The sequence below is a fragment of the Bacillus cereus group sp. MYBKT111-2 genome, assembly GCF_051915205.1.
Classification (GTDB): domain Bacteria; phylum Bacillota; class Bacilli; order Bacillales; family Bacillaceae_G; genus Bacillus_A; species Bacillus_A paranthracis.
The window spans coordinates 96,241-115,470 of record NZ_JBQAEG010000007.1; the positions used below are offsets into that span (position 1 = coordinate 96,241).

A 19,230-nucleotide genomic window follows, 5' to 3' on the forward strand; every position below is an offset into this window, starting at 1 on the left:
TAAAACAAGAAAAGGCTTTCCTACTGCGTAGGAAAGCCTTGTATGCAAGTTATTATAGAATAACATATGCTACATCACTTTAAGTAACTCCCTACGCTGGCATTATCCAGATCAGGTTGAGGGTCGATGTTTGCTCACATCCTCTCAGCCAATTGGCTCCCCGGTCCTTAATTCGTTTTCATTGTAGCATGATTTATTTTATTGAACAAACAAAAGCATGTATAATCATTTCATTTAACTTTTGAATTCCCCAATTAACTCTTGTAACTCCTGTGAGAGCCAGCTTAAAGAACTGGCTAATTCAGCAATATCCTGTACAGACATTTCCTGTTCTTTCATGATTTCTTCAACATTACTACTACTATTCGCATAATTATTTGCAATAAGTGATAGTTCATTTACAACACGAACAATATTTTGGCTATTTTGCAATATATTATTTGAATTGCTAGAAACAACTCCAACTTGATTGGTAACAATTTGTGCTGATTTCGAAATTTTTTCAAAGAAAGCACCACTACTTTCAACAAGTTTCATTCCAGACTCTACTTCTTTTGAGGTTTTTTGCATTGAAACAACAGCTTCTTCCGTTCCTGCTTGTGTTTCCCCTATTAATTTTGCTATATCTGTTGCTGATGCTTCCGTCTGCTCTGCTAATTTACGCACTTCATCAGCAACAACGGCAAATCCCTCTCCAGTTTCCTCAGCACGTGAAGCTTCAATAGTAGCATGTAAAGCTAGCGAATTCGCTTGATTTGAAATACTTGTAATTACAGTTACAATATCACTAATTTCTTTTGATCTTACTTCCAAAGAATAAATGATAGAAGATAAATCTTGTACTGCATTTTGTATTATGTTCATTTGATTCATCGTCTGTTCAATAATACCATTTCCTTTTTCTGAATGATGCTTCGTACCTTCAGACTCTTCCGTCATTTGTTTTGCAATATTAGTTATCTCTTCCATCCTATCTTCCATTTCATATACAATATCTAAATACTTTGGTACTGACGTTTCTTGCAATTGAACGCCAGCCCTTAACTCAACTATAGAACTTACGATTCCTTGGACTGCCATGCTATTTTCTTTCGTACTCACTGACAATTCTTGTGAAGATGAGGAAACCTGTTCTGCTGTCTGCTTCACTTTATCTATAATTCCTTTAAACTTCTCGATGGTATTATTAAAATACGCATTAATAATACCAATATCATCTGGTCTTTCCTCTAATTTAATACTTAAATCACCTTCACCAACTCTGCGTAATCCTTCACGTAAATCCCGCAATGGAGCAAGTGCGTTACGTACGATTAAGAATTGAATAACAGTTGCAATTAAAACAGAAATACAAATAAACATTAAACCTTGTATAATGAATTTTTCCTTTGTAATAGGAACAATAGAAGCATCTACATCGGCTGCAACAATTGCCACAATATTTCCGTCTCCATCTTTAATTGGCTCTAATATCGTTACCCATGATCCTAATAGATCTTCATATACTACTGTCATGTTTGCTTTTTTCGTGCTCATTACCTTATCGTATGCTTTCATCCAAAGATCTGGTTGTTTATAATATTCTCCCGGCCTTACTTCAACAACATTTGCTAAGTCTGTAGACAAGTCGACGATTAGTAACTCACCTTTTTCATTTTTTTTTGCTCCAACAATATAGATTTGTCCAACGCTATTCAATTCTTCCGTTGCTTCATCTAATTTCTCTGTTAACTTCTCTCTCTTTTCTCTTTGTGCCACTGGGTCTTTTGTAACATCTCTCACTATTTCTTCGTCTAATTTATGTAATACCGTATCCCCTGTTTCAAAAGAATGCCTTTCAAATATAGACATCATGCTATTTTGAAACATGTTAAAACTTAACGCTCCCATAGTACCAACAAGCGTCAAAATAACTAACACAGTTAACAATACATTCTTTTGAAGAAATGATAGCTTGTGCCAATATTTTTTCATTCACATCACCTTTCTTAATTAACTTAATATAAAGGAAAACTATTAAAATAGAAACCTTATCAACAACTGATAAGGCTTCTCATTTGTTTGCAAATAAAAAAAGACCAATGAAAAAGCATTGGTCAAGACCAACCCTATCCGTCCGGTAACTGGCTAGCGTAGCCTTTCGGCCTTAGCTCCTGTAGTTTTGCGTCCTAATGTTTCCATCAGTTTGCCTTTCTCGCTGAACGAGTTGAACGATATGGGAGTTCTATGAGAATTACATTATTCTCTATCAAAGATTACAACATAAAAATTAAAATGTCCACCTATTTAGAGATACAAATGTAAAATTTGGCTGTATTATTTTTTCAAAATAATTTAACAAAGTACGTGAATGTTACATTTCTTGTGTTATATAATAAAAAATGTATATAACACAAGGATTGTTTTGAATATTTATTTTAATTTTCTTTTAAATTAAATTATTCGAATATATCTTAACTAATGAATTTCGGAGGTAGTTTATCATGTTTTGGCTACAATTTCTTACGTTACTACTCTGCATCTTTATTGGCGCACGCCTAGGCGGAGTTGGTCTAGGGGTAATGGGTGGCGTTGGTATGGCAATACTTGTTTTCGTCTTCCACTTACAACCTACAGCTCCTCCTATTGATGTAATGCTTATGATTTTAGCAGTAATTACAGCTGCTGGTGCACTCCAAGCCGCTGGAGGAATGGAATACCTTGTTCATCTGGCTGAGAAAGCATTACGAAAAAATCCAAAACGCATTACATTCTTTGCTCCAATTGTTACTTATTTATTCACACTTTGTGCGGGAACTGGTCACGTTGCTTATTCTGTACTTCCTGTTATCGCAGAAGTCTCTCGCGAATCTGGAATTAGACCAGAACGACCAATGTCAATTGCCGTAATTGCTTCCCAACAAGCAATTACAGCTAGTCCTATATCAGCTGCAACAGTTGCACTTTTAGCAATGTTAGCTGACTATAAAATCACTTTATTAGATATTTTAAAAGTAAGTATCCCTTCTACTTTTATCGCTTGTATGATAGCTGCATTTGTTGCTAGCAAGATGGGGAAAGAATTAAATGAAGACCCTGAATACTTAAAACGATTAAAAGAAGGAATGATTCCTAAGATTGAAAAGAAAAAAGAATTTGTTGGTGTAAAAGGCGCTAAATTATCAGTTATCCTTTTCCTAGTAGGAACTTTTCTTGTCGTACTTCTCGGTTCATTTGAAGTACTTCGTCCAGGATGGATAGTTGATGGGAAGTTAGCCCGTCTTTCCATGCCAAACACAATTGAAATGGTTATGTTAACGATTGCAGCTCTTATTATTATTTTCTGTAAACCAAATGTAGAAAGCATCGTGTCTGGTAACGTCTTTAAAGCGGGGGCAACAGCAGTTGTTGCTATTTTCGGTATCGCTTGGATGGGAGATACTTTCTTTAACGGAAACTTAAATATGATTCAAGGATCAATTCAGCATCTAGTAACAAGTGCGCCATGGCTATTTGCCATCGCATTATTCATTCTATCTATTTTACTATATAGCCAAGCCGCAACAGTACGTGCTTTAATGCCTCTTGGATTATCACTCGGTATTCCACCAGCACTACTGATCGCGATGTTCCCTGCAGTAAATGGATATTTCTTCATTCCAAACTACGGAACAATCGTTGCTGCCATTAACTTTGATCGTACTGGTACAACTGGCATTGGTAAATATGTTTTAAATCATAGCTTTATGATTCCAGGCCTAATCGCAACATTCACTTCTATCGGAATTGGAATGCTCTTAATATCAATTATGTTTTAAAGAAAAAGCACAAACCTACAAATTTACAGGGTTTGTGCTTTTTTAATCAAACGTTTGTTTAAATATTTTTAGCTGTCCATTCTGTTCTTTACTATTTTTGTGAAGTTCCCTTTTCCTACAAACTCCTACTTACTTCCTCTACTAATTTCTTCGTACTTTCATAAGCAGATTCCGCTAAACTAATCGCAGAAATAACGGAAACACCATCCGCACCTGCTTCTATAACCGAAGCGGTATTTTCAATTGAAATGCCCCCAATTCCGACAATCGGTATTGTAATTCCTTGTTCTCTAAAATGAGCTAAACCTTTCGTTCCTTGCACTACTTTCGTATCTTTTTTCGTACTCGTTGGAAAAATAGGTCCTACACCTAAATAGTCAGCCCCATTTTCAATTGCCCAGCGTGCTTCTTCAATTGTATGTGTAGATACACCAACAATCTTATCACCCATTTTTTCACGAACAGAGGTAATTCCTTCATCATCTTGCCCAACATGCACGCCATCTGCATCTAACTCGAGAGCTAGTTCCACATCATCATTTACAATGAACGGTACACCGTACTCCTTACAAATTGCTTGTAGTTCTTTTGCAAAACAAATGCGTTCCTCTTCCGTTAAAGCGCCTTCCCCCTTTTCACGAAATTGAAAAATTGTTATACCACCTTCAAGTGCATCTCTCAATATTTGCAGTGGATCCTTCGTACAATTGTTACTTCCCATAATAAAATATACGGATAACAACTTAGACATTTCTGACTTTGAAATACGTGACATTTATTTTCCCTCCTTACTATATAACCTCAATTTTCCCATACTTCTCTATATCACCTGAAGTCGTATTCGCTAACTGATTCAAAAATTCAATTTGAAAACTACCAGGTCCTTTTTCCACCGTCTTGGCAGCTGCCAGTTCCGCAGCTACCCCATAAAACGTTAATGCCGCTACCGCTGCCTTTACATAATCCTTTTCTACCGCTACAAATGCTCCTATTACAGAAGTTAGTAAACAACCTGTTCCCGTAACTTTCGTTAAAATAGGATGACCGTTTCGAATGAGAACAGTTCGCTCTCCATCTGTAACAACATCTTCTTTTCCAGTAATCACCGCAACTGTATTCAATTCATCCGCTGCCTGTTTTGCAATACTTACGACATTACCATTTCCAGCACCAGCGTCTACCCCTTTAATTTCCCATCTCTCATTAATGACGTTCGCTATTTCAGCTGCATTTCCGCGAATAATCGCTAATTCAATTTCAGCCGGAATATGTCTCGCAACTTCTGTTCGATACGATGTTGCTCCTGCACCAACTGGATCAAACAGTACTGGTACATTGTTCACATTTGCTGATTTACCGGCAAGTAACATCGCTTCTACTTCTTCCGGACGAAGTGTTCCCATATTTAATACTAACGCTCCAGCAATGCTAGCCATTTCTGCCACTTCTTCTTTTGCATACGCCATTACAGGCGATGCCCCTAACGCTAACAAACCGTTAGCTGTAAAATTTGTTACAACAACATTTGTAATATTATGAACGAGCGGATTAGATTCTCTCACCAAATCCACTACTTTACTAATTTCTTTCCTATTCATCCTTCTCATCTCCTAACTATAGTTATGGGAGATACACAAAAAGGCACTTTGCGCGTACGCAAAGTGCCTGAACATGTGCTTTTACACTCTCCCTACGCTGGCATTATCCAACAGGTTCAAATGGTCAATGACGGACTAGTCATACTCTCAGTTTGTATCCACAAACTCCCATGTGTTTAGTATTCTTCTACTTCAAAGTCTACTCTTATTCTAGTAAAATAACAAGTTCTTTACTTTTCTATTTAATATAGAAGCAACTAATAAAACAATACGCATAATAACTATCTATTTCTCACAGTCTCATCATGGTGCATATTATGTTCTGTCACGATCATTCACTTTCAAACAGATGTTATCCCATTAAAAAACGTTCAAATCTGGAGCGAAACTGAATCTCAAGAAGATGTATGCTATAGTTAACGTATGGAAATTTGAAAGGATGTTTTAAATATGTCAAAAAGCGTTGTAATCGCTGAAAAGCCTTCCGTTGCACGAGATATTGCACGTGTACTGAAGTGCGATAAAAAGGGAAACGGCTACCTTGAAGGTAGTAAATATATTGTGACTTGGGCTTTAGGTCATCTCGTTACATTAGCAGATCCAGAAAGCTACGATGTGAAATATAAAAAGTGGAATTTAGAAGATTTACCGATGCTACCTGAGCGTTTGAAATTAACAGTTATTAAACAAACAGGGAAACAATTTAATGCTGTAAAAAGTCAGCTTCTTAGAAAAGATGTAAATGAAATTATTGTAGCGACAGACGCTGGGCGTGAAGGAGAATTAGTCGCTCGTTGGATTATTGATAAAGTTCGAATTAACAAACCAATTAAACGTCTATGGATTTCATCTGTTACTGATAAAGCAATTAAAGATGGTTTCGCTAATTTAAAACCAGGTAAAGCATATGACAATTTATACGCTTCAGCTGTCGCACGTTCAGAAGCTGACTGGTATATCGGTCTTAACGCGACTCGAGCTTTAACGACTCGCTTTAATGCCCAGCTTAACTGTGGCCGTGTGCAAACACCTACTGTTGCTATGATCGCTAATCGTGAAGATGAAATAAAGAACTTCAAAGCTCAAACTTACTACGGCATTGAAGCTCAAACAACAAATCAATTAAAACTAACGTGGCAAGATGCAAATGGCAATAGCCGCAGTTTTAATAAAGAAAAAATTGATGGTATTGTAAAAGGTTTAGATAAACATAATGCTACTGTTTTAGAAATTGATAAAAAACAGAAGAAGTCATTCTCTCCTGGTCTTTACGATTTAACTGAATTACAACGTGATGCAAATAAAAAGTTCGGTTACTCTGCGAAAGAAACATTAAACATTATGCAGAAATTGTATGAACAACACAAAGTGCTAACGTACCCTCGTACAGATTCACGCTATATTTCATCTGATATCGTTGGAACACTTCCAGAACGTCTAAAAGCATGTGGTGTTGGAGAGTACCGTTCCTTAGCACATAAAGTATTACAAAAGCCTATCAAGGCTAATAAATCATTTGTTGATGATAGTAAAGTAAGTGATCATCACGCAATTATTCCAACAGAAGGATACGTTAACTTCTCCGCCTTCACAGATAAAGAACGTAAAATTTATGATTTAGTTGTAAAACGTTTCTTAGCTGTTTTATTCCCAGCATTCGAATACGAACAACTAACGTTACGCACAAAAGTCGGTAATGAAACGTTCATTGCACGCGGAAAAACAATTTTACATGCCGGTTGGAAAGAAGTATATGAAAATCGCTTTGAAGATGATGATGTAACTGATGACGTAAAAGAACAACTTTTACCTCGCATCGAAAAAGGCGATACATTAACTGTAAAGTTGATTATACAAACATCAGGTCAAACGAAAGCACCTGCACGTTTTAACGAAGCAACTTTACTTTCAGCAATGGAAAATCCTACAAAATATATGGATACGCAAAATAAACAACTTGCTGATACGTTAAAATCAACTGGTGGATTAGGTACTGTAGCAACGCGTGCTGATATTATTGACAAGCTATTCAATTCGTTCTTAATTGAAAAACGTGGTAAAGATATTCACATTACTTCAAAAGGCCGTCAGTTACTTGATTTAGTACCAGAAGAGTTAAAATCACCTACACTAACTGGTGAGTGGGAACAAAAGCTAGAGGCAATTGCAAAGGGTAAACTGAAAAAAGAAGTATTCATTTCCGAAATGAAGAACTATACGAAAGAAATTGTTTCTGAAATTAAATCGAGTGATAAAAAATATAAACATGACAATATTTCAACGAAGTCTTGTCCAGATTGCGGTAAACCAATGCTAGAGGTAAACGGCAAAAAAGGAAAAATGCTCGTTTGCCAAGACCGTGAATGTGGTCATCGTAAAAATGTCTCTCGTACAACAAACGCTCGTTGTCCGCAATGTAAGAAAAAATTAGAATTACGTGGTGAAGGTGCTGGACAAATCTTCGCATGTAAATGTGGCTATCGCGAGAAATTATCCACATTCCAAGAAAGACGTAAAAAAGAATCTGGAAATAAAGCTGATAAACGCGACGTTCAAAAATATATGAAACAACAGAAAAAAGAAGAAGAACCATTAAATAACCCATTTGCAGAAGCATTAAAAAAATTAAAATTTGATTAAATAAAAAGGTTCCTACCGCTATCGGTAGGAACCTTTTATGTTAGTGAATGATTTTACTTCCTTTTGCATTCTCAACGAATTTTTCGCTTGATTTGTTAATTGGTGTTTTCAGTAATAGCGCAGCTACAATCATAACTACTACGAAAGCACTTAACACAAGTAAATCTCGCGTCACGATATCCCAAAGCATTCCGCCAACTGTTTCACGAATTGCGCTAATTGCGTATGTGAATGGTAAGAACGGATAAATCGCTTGGAAGAACGCCGGTGTCATTTGAATTGGGAATGTTCCGCCCGATCCTGCTACTTGCAGTACAAGTAAAATGATCGCCATCGATTTCCCAACGTTTCCGAAAATAGAAACGAGTGAGTATACGATACAAACGAAGACTCCACCAATAAATAAACTAAATAATACAAACCAGAATTTATCGACTACGTACGTACCGAGTAAGAATATATCTCCCATTGATACGATAAACGCTTGTGAAAGACCTATCGTTAAGAATGTTAATAAACGTCCGAAGTAAACTTCATGGCTCTTATAATTCGCGCCTTCTTCATGTACTTCTACTGTTAATAATGAAACCATTAATAATGCGCCTACCCATAATGCAAGCACTGTATAGAATGGTGACATTGCTGAACCGTAGTTCGGCATTGCAAATAATTTATTCTCTTTTAAATTTACTGGATTCGCAAAGTAATCACTTTGCTTCTCAACATCGTTTTTCAATAAGCGTATGATGTCTTTTAAATCCTCTTCAGATTCAAAATCACGAATTTTATCTGCCAATTCTTTAATCTTTTTCTCAGTAGCTGGCATTTCAGCTTTAATGTCTGTTAATTTCTTTTTACCGTCTACTAAGCCTTTTGATGAATCTTCTAGTATTTTTTTAACATCTGGAAGCTTTTTGTCTGCTTCTTTTAAAATTTGAGATGTGTTTTTAGACATCTCTTTTGTACGAGCAATTGCTTCATTAAAGTTTGGAACGATTTCTGAATCGTATTTAGCTAAGATGTCACCTATTTGACCCGAAACATCTTTAGATACTTTATTAATACTCTCAATAACATCTGCCGCCGGTTTTTGACCTTTATTAATAGCGTCAATTCCCTTATCAGTTAAATCGATTCCTTTTTGAAGACCATCTTTTACTTTATTCACTTGAGAAATCATGTTCTTCGTGTTCTTGTCACTATTTACATCTGCTAAAACTTTATTTGTACCTTCCAGAACTGGAATCATGTCATTAAATAAATTCCACGCTGCTTTGAACTGTCCATTTAAATCATTTAAGGCTACTTTTGTAGAGTCTAATCCATTAACACCTGCGTTGCTTAAGTCTTCTCTTGCTTTTCCAAGTTCTGTTTTTAATCTGCTGTAATCACTTACAGCCTTATCGTACTTTTCTCTACCATTATCTAATGCCTCATTTGTTTGATTTACTAACTCATTCGCTTTTTTTATATCTTGGTTTAAATTACCTCTAAGTTGTTGCGCATCTTCTTTTACACCTTCAGCCTTATCTTTCAATTGTTCGGCTGTACTTACTGCTTTTTCAAAATCAGTTACGAATGTTGCATTATAATCTGCTTCTGCTTGATTTACCAAGTTATTTATTGCATCCAACTTTTTATTAGTAGCATCTCTTACATCTTTTTTCACTTCTTGCCCTGTACCAATAATATTGGCAATATCTTTAACGCCACCATTTGCATTTTCGATAGCTGATTTAAGGCTTGTTAATCTTTCTATTCTCTTTTGGAAGAATTCTTTTCCAAAATCAGTTGATGCCGACTCTTTAAATTTAGTAAAGACATCAATTACATATGAAACACTATCCGCACGTCCTTGCAGCGTCTCAGAAACATTATTAAGATCTTGTTTCGCTTTTTCCGGATCAAAATTATCATTTTGCAACCCGTTTATAACACCTTGTGCGTAAGTTGTTCCAACACGTATTGAGCTGAAAACATTATTTACAGTTTGATCAATATTTTTAGCAATATTCTTATACCCATCACCATTCACTTGCGGTAACGCTGGAATTTCTGGTATTTGCGGTATTTGTGGAAGAGTTATGTTAGGTAACACTGGGAATTTAGCTGGATCTGGAAGTGTCAGATTAAAATCAAATGAAGGATTTTTTAAGTAATCCGTAATTTTCGCTGCAGCATCCAATCCCTGCTTCGTTACAATTAAATTATTCTTAATAGTTCCTGGAGCACGATTCAATGTTTCATCGTTTCTCGCAAAGAATGCATCTAAGCTCTTAAGTGTATCCTGACCATCATTAATAACACTCTCTACAACCGGCAACTCTTTCTGCGCTACTTTCACAACATCCTCTGCTCGAGTCGCATCATCTAACGCCTTATCCATAAGTGTATTCATTTCTGGGAACTGCGCTTCTAACTTAAATACAAGATCTTTTACTTTCTCGATACTTGGTAAGTTTGTTTCTAAATCGATTCCAAGGTCATTGAAGATTTTAAAAATCTCACCGTTCGCTGTTTTAACAAAGTTTTTACTAATTTCTTCTGTAATACCTGATGCACCTTTTGCTGTAATTTTCGGTGCAATCGCATTTACCTTTTCATTTACATAGTAATCAAGTTCTGGTTTCTGTGGATTTTCATCCAGAACAGTTGCAATCTTTTCAGAGAAGTCTTTTGGGATTGTAATGCTTGCATAGTAATCCCCGCGTTCCACTCCGTAAATTGCTTGTTTTTCATCTACAAATTTCCAGCCAAGATTTTTGTTTTTCTTCAGAGAATCTACAATCTCGTTCCCGATATTGATATCTTTTCCTCTTAAATTAGAGCCTGCATCTTCGTTAGAAACTGCAATGGGAACTTCTTTTGTATTTCCATATGGATCCCAAGAAGCTTTAATGTTAAACCATGCATATAACGATGGTAAAATCATTAACCCTACAACAATAACAATTGCAGCCCAATGTTTTGCTACATTCCGTAAATCTGTCTTATAAATACGCCAAATTTGTTTCATAGAAGTTATCACCTAATTATATATTTTTCCTTCTTTAGAAAATGATACATACATTTTGCAATTATATCACTTTCTACATCGTGGATTAACCGAAAACGAACTATTTTTTCCCATTAACTTTGACTTACTACATTATATAACGAAGTAAGTCAAAGTATGAATACAAAATGACCAAATCGGTTTTACATTCAATAATAACAAATATATAGGAAATGTCATAAAAAATACAAGTATTTTCTCTTGGAAATACTTGTATTCTTCAAAAAAATCCTCACAGCTTTTTATCAACTGTGAGGATTTCTTCTATTATATATCTACTTGTACTTCTACACCGAAATGATCTGAAATTACATTTCGGTTTGTACCATTAAAAATAACTTTTGAAGAACGAACTTTTTCACTTCGGTTACACAATATTAGATCGATTCGTAGATTATGTTTATTTTCATCCCAACCAGCAATTTCCCCTTGGACAGTTGTTCCTTCATCCTTCTCTATTGCTAGTTCATATGTGTCATGCAAACCTTTTTGCATCATATATTCATAGCCCTCACCTTGCAAACGGGCATTATTATTAAAATCACCCATTAAGAAGGAAATTCCATTGCTATCTACATGCTCCATCAAACGATTCACTTGATCTTTAAATGATTCTTCTTCATCATTCCACCAACCGAGGTGGCAAGAGTAAAACGTGATGTTCTTACCATTATAAGCAATTGTTGCACTTACAATTTTGCGTGTTTTCCAATACGTTGTATCCTTATTTTCTGAAATAAAGAACGTATCTTCTTTTACAACATTATGCTTCGTTATAATCGCTAATCCTTCTTCATACACATCATAACCAATATGAGAGAAATCCCAAGTAATATTGTAATCTTTTACATGTAACGCATTTAACTCTTCTAATAGTAAAAGCCCAAAATTATCTTCTTTCTTGTTACCGCATACATTTTTAGCCCCTATCGACTGACTTACTTCTTGCAATGCGATAACATCGTACTCTTCTTCTTGAATGACTTTAGCAAGATATTTTATCTTTTCTATTTGATTTTCTTCTTGCCAAGAGTGACAGTTTAAAGTTAGCAATTTCATATTATTACGCACCTAACATATCTTGAATGTCTGACTTTAATACGTCAGCTTTCGGGCCATATACCGCTTGTACACCTTTATCTTTTACGATAAGTCCTAAAGCACCATTTTGTTTCCACTGCGCTTCTGGTGCAACAACATCTAAATCTTTTACTGTTACACGTAAACGTGTCATACAAGCATCTACGTCAGCAATATTTTCTTTTCCACCTAATAAATCAATAACCTTTGTTGCTAATGAACCATCTTGTACATTTCCTGTTCCTTCTGATGCCTCATCTTCATTATCAATATAGTTACCTGCACGTCCTGGTGTTGGTAAGTTGAACTTTTTAATTAAGAAATTGAATAATGTAAAGTTCAGACCGAAGAATACTAATGAAACGATAACGAAATTGATTAAATCTCTAGTTAGTCCTGCATTAACCATCATCGGTGTACGAGTAATTAACTCAATGAATCCGAATGCATGAACACGTAAGTTAATTAAATCCGCTAACGCGAATGCAAGTCCTGTTGTAATTGCATATACAACATATAATACTGGAGCAATAAACATGAACATGAATTCAATTGGTTCTGTTACACCTGTTAAGAATACTGCTAATGCTGCTGATAAGAACATTGGTTTATATTTTGAACGTTTTTCTTTATCAACATTACGGAACATCGCGAAAGCAATACCCATTAATGCTGCTGTTGAACCGATAACTTGTCCAGCTTTGAAACGAGCTGGTACAACGTTATTTAATAAATCGTTATATGCTTTTGTATCTCCATTTGCTAATAAGTTATTTAAATCTGTAATCCATGCAAGCCATAAAGGATCTTGTCCTGCTACAACTTGTCCAACTTTTGAGCCAGTTAACATCGTATATGTTCCACCTAGCTCTGTATAGTTCATCGGAATTGTTAACATATGGTGTAAACCGAATGGTAATAGTAAACGCTCTAACGTTCCATATACAAATGGTGCAACAATTGGTGCACTATCTTTTGAAGCTGCAATCCAGCGACCAAATTCATTTAATCCACTTTGGATGAATGGCCATAAAAGTGATAATACAATTGCAGTTACTGTAGACCAAACAATTACAACGAATGGTACGAATCGTTTTCCATTAAAGAATGCTAATGCTTGTGGCAGTTTGTTATAGTTATAATATTTGTTATATAAAGTAGCTCCTAAGAAACCTGTGATAATCCCTACGAAAACTCCCATGTTCAATGCTGGTGCACCAAGTACAGAAGTAAAGTAATCTTTTACAATTAAATCTCCTGCTAATACTGAAGAAACTTTCGCTTTTGAATCCGCTAACATTTCAGCGTTTACGCCAAATATAGCTCCTGTAATTCTATTCGTTAAGACGAATGCTAATAGCGCTGCAAATGCACCACCTGCGCGATCTTTCGCCCAAGATCCCCCAATTGCTACTGCGAATAAGATGTGTAGATTAGTAATAATTGCCCAACCGATGTCTTCCATTACGCGAGCGATTGTATGAACTGCGTTAATATCCCCAGCAGACATTCCAATTAACTTACCGATAGAAATCATTAAACCAGCTGCTGGCATTACAGCTACAACAACTAATAACGCTTTCCCGAACTTTTGCCAAAAATCAAAAGACGTAATTTTCATCTGTTCTTCCTCCCCTTTATTTATAACAACATAATGATTTAAATTATAATTTCTGTTTCTGTTATGAAAACGATTCCTCATGTTACTTCATTTTTATCTTTACGCAACCGTTTTCATAAATCTATTTTAATAAAAGCGTTTTCACTTTGCAATAGAAATTTATTATTTTTCATAAAAAAAGATGCTCTAAGAGCATCTTTTTTTATTATGAAATACGATAAACCCTTGTTTCATAAGGCTTTAACGTGATTGAAGTTACTTGTTCATGTTCCGCAACTTCATAGTTATTTAAAAGCAAACGTTTGCGTTCTAGTGCAAATGAATCCTCATTATATACAGCTTCCTCTTTTGAGATATTACTAATTACAATGATTTTTTCATCGTTTAATGTACGAGTATATGCATAAATTTGCGGATCATCTTCTAAAAGTAAATCGTACGTACCGTAATTCAGTACATCGTGCTCTTTTTTCAAGGCAATCATTTTCTTATAGAAATTGAAAATAGAGTTTTCTTCATTTTTCTGCTTTTCAACATTAATCTCTTTGTAGTTTTGATTCATACTAAACCAAGGTGCACCTGTTGTGAAGCCAGCATTCATCTCATCGTTCCACTGCATAGGTGTACGTGAATTATCGCGGCAAGAAGCCCATATAATTTCCATCATATCTTGATGTGATACGCCCTCTGCAATTTTCTCACGATATAAATTTTTAGTTGCAACATCATCGTAATCTTCAACATTTGGTAATTGGACATTTGTCATCCCAATTTCTTGTCCCTGATAAATAAACGGTGTACCGTGCATAAAGAAATACATTGCTCCTAGAGCCGTTGCACTTTCACGCCAATATTGTTTATCATCTCCCCAAGTTGAAACGATACGCGGCTTATCGTGATTCTCAATATATAAAGCATTCCATCCTTTATTTTCTAACCCTTTTTGCCATTTCGTTAATACCTTTTTCAGCCCTACAACATCAAGATCTTTCTTCTTTTCTGCATCCCATAAACTTAAATGTTCGAATTGGAATACCATATTGAACTTACCTTGCTCTTCTCCAACCCAAAGCTCAGCATCTTCAATCTTAACGCCATTCGCTTCACCAACAGTCATAATATCGTACTTAGAAAATGTATTTTCTTTTAATTCTTCTAATAAAGGTTGAATACCATCCACATTCATATGTTTATCAAAAGATGGAACATACTTTAGTCCTTTTGGATTTGGCATATCTTTAAAGCCGTCTTCTTTTTTAATATGGCTGATTGCATCTACTCGGAAACCATCAATTCCTTTATCAAGCCACCAATTAACTGTATCGTATAGCACTTCTCGAACTTCTTTATTCTCCCAGTTTAAATCTGGTTGTTTACGCGAGAATAAGTGTAAATAATATTGTCCTGTTACTTCATCATACTCCCATGCCGAACCATTAAAAATACTTTCCCAGTTGTTTGGTTCTGCACCATCTTTACCATCATGCCAAATATACCAATCACGCTTCGGATTGTCTTTAGATGAACGAGACTCAATAAACCATGGATGTTCATCACTTGTATGATTAATAACTAAATCAATAATAAGCTTCATATCACGTTTATGAACTTCATCTAGTAAAGCATCAAAGTCTTCCATCGTCCCAAACTCATCCATAATATCTTGATAATCACTAATGTCATAACCATTATCATCATTAGGTGACTTATACATTGGACAAATCCAAATTACATCTATTCCCAAATCTTTTAAATAATCCAGTTTCGCAATAATACCTTGTAAATCTCCAATACCATCACCATTTGAATCCATAAAGCTACGTGGATAAATTTGATAAGCAACCGCTTCTTTCCACCATGTCTTATTCATAGTCATTCTCTCCTTTTGCATCCCATCGGAATTTTATGCAAACGTTTTCGTAACACTATCATAACAAAATATGAATAGTTTGCAACTGTTTTCATTGAACTCTATGTAGTTTCTTTATTCTTATGCTTTATTTATTTCTCACAAAGGCAAATCTCATTCTTCTCATCTCCTTGTCCACGCTTATTACAAACCTTGTTCATATATAAAAAAGGAAGAACAAAAATGCTGTTCTTCCTTTTCACATTGAAAATCGTTCAATTGTTTGTTTCAAGTCTGCTGCTTGTTTCTCTAAATCCTTTAATAATTGATCGATCGCTATCATATTTTTAGATTGTTGCAACGTTACACGTGCTACTTCTTGTGAACCAGCTGACGTTTCTTCAGCAATTGCTGCTACGGCCTTCGTCTGTGCCCCTGTTTGATGAATGTGACTCACTTGTTCATTCATATAGCTACTAATTTGCTTCGTTGCATCCGCTACTTCCATAACACTTGATGACATTTCTTTTAAAATTAATTCGGTAGCTTCCCCACGTTTCGCCTCTTCCTTAGCTATTTTCACTTGTTCTGTCATTTTCGTTGCAACTTGTTGCACTTCCTCTTGCATATTCCGTAATAACTGCGATATATTTCTTGCAGAATGGTCACTTTCATCTGCAAGTTTACGTACTTCTTCAGCTACAACGGCAAAGCCCCGTCCATGCTCTCCAGCACGAGCAGCCTCAATAGAAGCATTAAGTGCTAATAAATTCGTTTGGCTAGCAATCTCACTCACAACAGATACAATGTGTTCTACTTGTTTCATTCTTTCCTCTAACTTCTGTACATTTTGCATTGAATCTTCATTTTCTTTCGCCAATGTTTGAATACCTTGAATTAAAGACGTAAAGACACCAGTACTATGCCCTAAAGCTTGAACCATTTCTGAAGACAACTCATCAGACTGTTTCGCTTTCTCTTCTACTTCACTTGCAATAGAAGTTGTTGTATCAACAGCGGAAACAATCGCTTGAATTGATGCCGCTGATTGCTCAGCGCCAGAAGAAATCTCTGCAAGAGTTTCAGAAACACCTTGTGCTTGTTTCGTTGCTTCGCCTGTTTGTTTTCTAATTTGCTGTACTTGATTGTTTGTATACGAAAATGTTGTATCAATATTTTTTACCATGCCCCTTAAGTTCCCAAGCATCATATTAAATGCAACACTTAAAGATTTAATTTCATCATCAGTCTTCGGTAACGGAACATCTTCACGAATGTCTCCTTCAGCCGCTTTTCTCGCCGCCTCCTCTAACTTTCGAAGCGGTTTAATTAAAAATACGGCTGCTCCATATGCTAAAATTCCAGACCATACTACTCCTAATAGCATAACGATAATATTATATGCAGTTTGACTTACATAACTTTGAAAATAATCATATATCACATAAATAAAAAATATACTTGTTGAATATGTAATTAAAGCTAAAACTGTAGTGAATAGCATAAGTTGTGTACGTAAGCCAAAGGAAAATGCCTTCCTTTCTTTTTCCATCTCTTCTTTCCCCCTTTTTATAAGTAATATAAGTACTACCTATATATTATTATCCATATTTTCTTTATAGAAAGATATACAGATTTCTATTTTTTTATTTACATATTAATCACATTACTTTTTCTGTATATAATATGTAAATAATGTATAATTTTATTTGGATGCCCATTATATATTCAACTAAATAATTTAAGGTTAGGTGATTCTATGTTAAAAATTCTATATCGATTAAACGTTATAAACAGATTAATATTATTAGTAGCAGTACCCATTATTTCCATATTAATTATTAGCGTTGTAAATTATATGAATTTACAACACATGCACAAACAACTTCAAACAGTATATGTCGATCGGCTACAACCTATTAAATGGCTTGGATCTATTGAGAGTAGCCTGTACCAAGAATTTAGTTATGTAAAGGAACTCATTATTACTGAAGATGAAAATCGACGTACTACAATTTTAAATAAATTAAATGATACAAATAAAGAAACCGAAAAATTACAGGCTCAATACGAAAATACATATATAACAGGCGAAGAAAAAAAACTCCTTAGCCAATATAAAGAAAAACTAGAAAACTATAAAAAACATCGTGCTCAAATGCTAGATTTCATTAAAGAGAATAAACTGAATCAAGCATATTCATTCTACCTAACTACAGTTGAACCTAATTTATCAGCTACAGTAGGCGCTTTAAAAAATCTTAGTGATTATAATGAAAAGTTAGCTGAAGGTCTGTATAACGACAGCGAACACTCTTATAAACAAGTGATAAGCATAACTATTATTTTATTCATTGCCTGTTTAGTTCTTTGCATTCTTATCTCCTTATTTACTGCTAAATCAATTATAAATCCAATCAATTCATTACGGAGCATAATGAATACAGCTGGAAAAGGGGATTTAACCATTGCCGTACCAAAACAATATCATCATGAATTTGGTCATATGTTTAATAGTTTTGATCAAATGATATCAAACTTACGACAAATTATTAACAATGTGATTCAAACAAGTGCAAAAGTCAAAAGCTCTACAAATCATATTGTTGAAACAGCAACCGTTTCCTCTTCCACTATGGATAACATCGCAAATGCAATGAAACAGTTGTCTCACCATATTAATGATCAGTCTGCAAATATTAAAGATAGTTCTACAGCAATGGATGAAATAGCAAATGGAGTGCAAAGCATAGCTGAATCTTCTACAACGATTTCAAACTTAGCTATTTCTACTTCTGATAAGGCGAATGTAGGAACTGAAATCATTGAAAAATCCATTTCTCAAATGACAACTATCCATACTGTCATGGATGAAATATATAAAGTAGTAGATCAATTGGTTGTTCGTACGCAAGATATCGATAAAGCATTACAAACTATTACTTACATTTCTGAACAAACAAATCTATTATCTTTAAATGCCGCAATTGAATCTGCCCGCGCTGGTGAACATGGAAAGGGATTTGCTGTTGTATCTGAAGAAGTTCGTAAACTTGCTGAACAATCAAAACAAGCAGCTACAGATATTACAAAACTTAATTTACTTGTACAAAATGATACAAAAGATGTAGTCAACGTTATGGGGAAAGGACAACAAGAAATTCAAGAAGGCATTCATACTGTGCAAAATGCAAAATTAGCATTCCATAATATTGTGGACCATATTAATGAAGTTACAGATCAAATACAAGATATAACAGCAAGTGCAGAAGAAATGTCAGCAAGCTCAGAAGAAATAAATAGTGCCCTTATTAATATCTCTTCAATTTCACAAAATATAGTTTCGGAGACTAATCATACATCCCAATCTTCACAAGCTCAGTCAGTATCAATACAGGACATTACAAATATGTCTCTTCAAATGCAAAAACTTGTTGACGAATTAGAAAAGTCTGCAACTCAATTTAAAATTTAAAACTTGTAAGTATATGAAAGACCACCTAATTTAGTTGGTCTTTCTATTTTAATTACACATTCAGATTTACTTATATAATAACTGTCCTCCAAAAAAAATAAAGGATTCTGACAAT

At 34.9% G+C, this 19,230-nt stretch carries 10 protein-coding genes, 2 pseudogenes and 3 riboswitches; of the genes and pseudogenes, 3 read left to right on the forward strand and 9 right to left on the reverse strand.

Annotated features, from left to right (window positions below; translation table 11 throughout):
• Window positions 1-71: 71 nt before the first annotated feature.
• A riboswitch (TPP riboswitch) is annotated at window positions 72-173 on the reverse strand.
• 61 nt (window positions 174-234) lie between these two features.
• Entirely contained in the window at window positions 235-1,974 is a 1,740-nt protein-coding gene (locus tag ACTFNE_RS19835) for a methyl-accepting chemotaxis protein (RefSeq protein ID WP_046199030.1), read from the reverse strand.
• Window positions 1,975-2,115: 141 nt separating this feature from the next.
• Window positions 2,116-2,200: riboswitch (cyclic di-GMP riboswitch) on the reverse strand.
• Window positions 2,201-2,483: 283 nt separating this feature from the next.
• Between ACTFNE_RS19835 and ACTFNE_RS19840 the strand changes: the two genes are divergently transcribed.
• Window positions 2,484-3,797: an anaerobic C4-dicarboxylate transporter family protein gene (locus ACTFNE_RS19840; RefSeq protein ID WP_046199029.1), complete on the forward strand. Its 1,314-nt coding sequence runs from the start codon at window positions 2,484-2,486 to the stop codon at window positions 3,795-3,797.
• 115 nt (window positions 3,798-3,912) lie between these two features.
• Here ACTFNE_RS19840 and thiE read toward each other — a convergent pair whose 3' ends face one another.
• Both thiE and thiM read right to left on the reverse strand, forming a co-directional pair.
• Window positions 3,913-4,572: a thiamine phosphate synthase gene (thiE, locus tag ACTFNE_RS19845; protein WP_270705159.1), complete on the reverse strand. Its 660-nt coding sequence runs from the start codon at window positions 4,570-4,572 to the stop codon at window positions 3,913-3,915.
• 16 nt (window positions 4,573-4,588) lie between these two features.
• Window positions 4,589-5,395: a hydroxyethylthiazole kinase gene (gene thiM, locus ACTFNE_RS19850; RefSeq protein WP_001080177.1), complete on the reverse strand. Its 807-nt coding sequence runs from the start codon at window positions 5,393-5,395 to the stop codon at window positions 4,589-4,591.
• Between the two features lie 72 nt (window positions 5,396-5,467).
• Window positions 5,468-5,577: riboswitch (TPP riboswitch) on the reverse strand.
• 268 nt (window positions 5,578-5,845) lie between these two features.
• Here thiM and topB point away from each other — a divergent pair.
• Window positions 5,846-8,035, forward strand: a complete 2,190-nt coding sequence (topB, locus tag ACTFNE_RS19855) for a DNA topoisomerase III (RefSeq protein WP_046199027.1) — start codon at window positions 5,846-5,848, stop codon at window positions 8,033-8,035.
• A 40-nt stretch (window positions 8,036-8,075) separates the two neighbouring features.
• Here topB and ACTFNE_RS19860 read toward each other — a convergent pair whose 3' ends face one another.
• The 6 genes and pseudogenes from ACTFNE_RS19860 to ACTFNE_RS19885 all read right to left on the reverse strand — a co-directional run.
• Window positions 8,076-11,051: a YhgE/Pip domain-containing protein gene (locus ACTFNE_RS19860; RefSeq protein ID WP_270705158.1), complete on the reverse strand. Its 2,976-nt coding sequence runs from the start codon at window positions 11,049-11,051 to the stop codon at window positions 8,076-8,078.
• A gap of 306 nt (window positions 11,052-11,357) precedes the next feature.
• The gene (locus tag ACTFNE_RS19865) at window positions 11,358-12,149 is read right to left on the reverse strand and encodes an endonuclease/exonuclease/phosphatase family protein (protein ID WP_270705157.1); all 792 of its coding nucleotides are present in this window, start codon (window positions 12,147-12,149) and stop codon (window positions 11,358-11,360) included.
• 4 nt (window positions 12,150-12,153) lie between these two features.
• On the reverse strand, window positions 12,154-13,791 hold the full coding sequence (locus ACTFNE_RS19870) for a PTS transporter subunit IIBC (protein ID WP_029437299.1): 1,638 nt from the start codon (window positions 13,789-13,791) through the stop codon (window positions 12,154-12,156).
• Between the two features lie 205 nt (window positions 13,792-13,996).
• Window positions 13,997-15,661: a glycoside hydrolase family 13 protein gene (locus tag ACTFNE_RS19875; RefSeq protein WP_270705156.1), complete on the reverse strand. Its 1,665-nt coding sequence runs from the start codon at window positions 15,659-15,661 to the stop codon at window positions 13,997-13,999.
• Window positions 15,662-15,899: 238 nt separating this feature from the next.
• Window positions 15,900-16,472, reverse strand: a pseudogene (locus ACTFNE_RS19880) (methyl-accepting chemotaxis protein); the annotation flags it as partial.
• 369 nt (window positions 16,473-16,841) lie between these two features.
• Window positions 16,842-17,192, reverse strand: a pseudogene (locus ACTFNE_RS19885) (HAMP domain-containing protein); the annotation flags it as partial.
• Window positions 17,193-17,399: 207 nt separating this feature from the next.
• On the opposite strand from ACTFNE_RS19885, the gene ACTFNE_RS19890 reads away from it, so the two are divergent.
• The gene (locus ACTFNE_RS19890; RefSeq protein ID WP_071727016.1) at window positions 17,400-19,115 is read left to right on the forward strand and encodes a methyl-accepting chemotaxis protein; all 1,716 of its coding nucleotides are present in this window, start codon (window positions 17,400-17,402) and stop codon (window positions 19,113-19,115) included.
• Window positions 19,116-19,230: the final 115 nt, after the last annotated feature.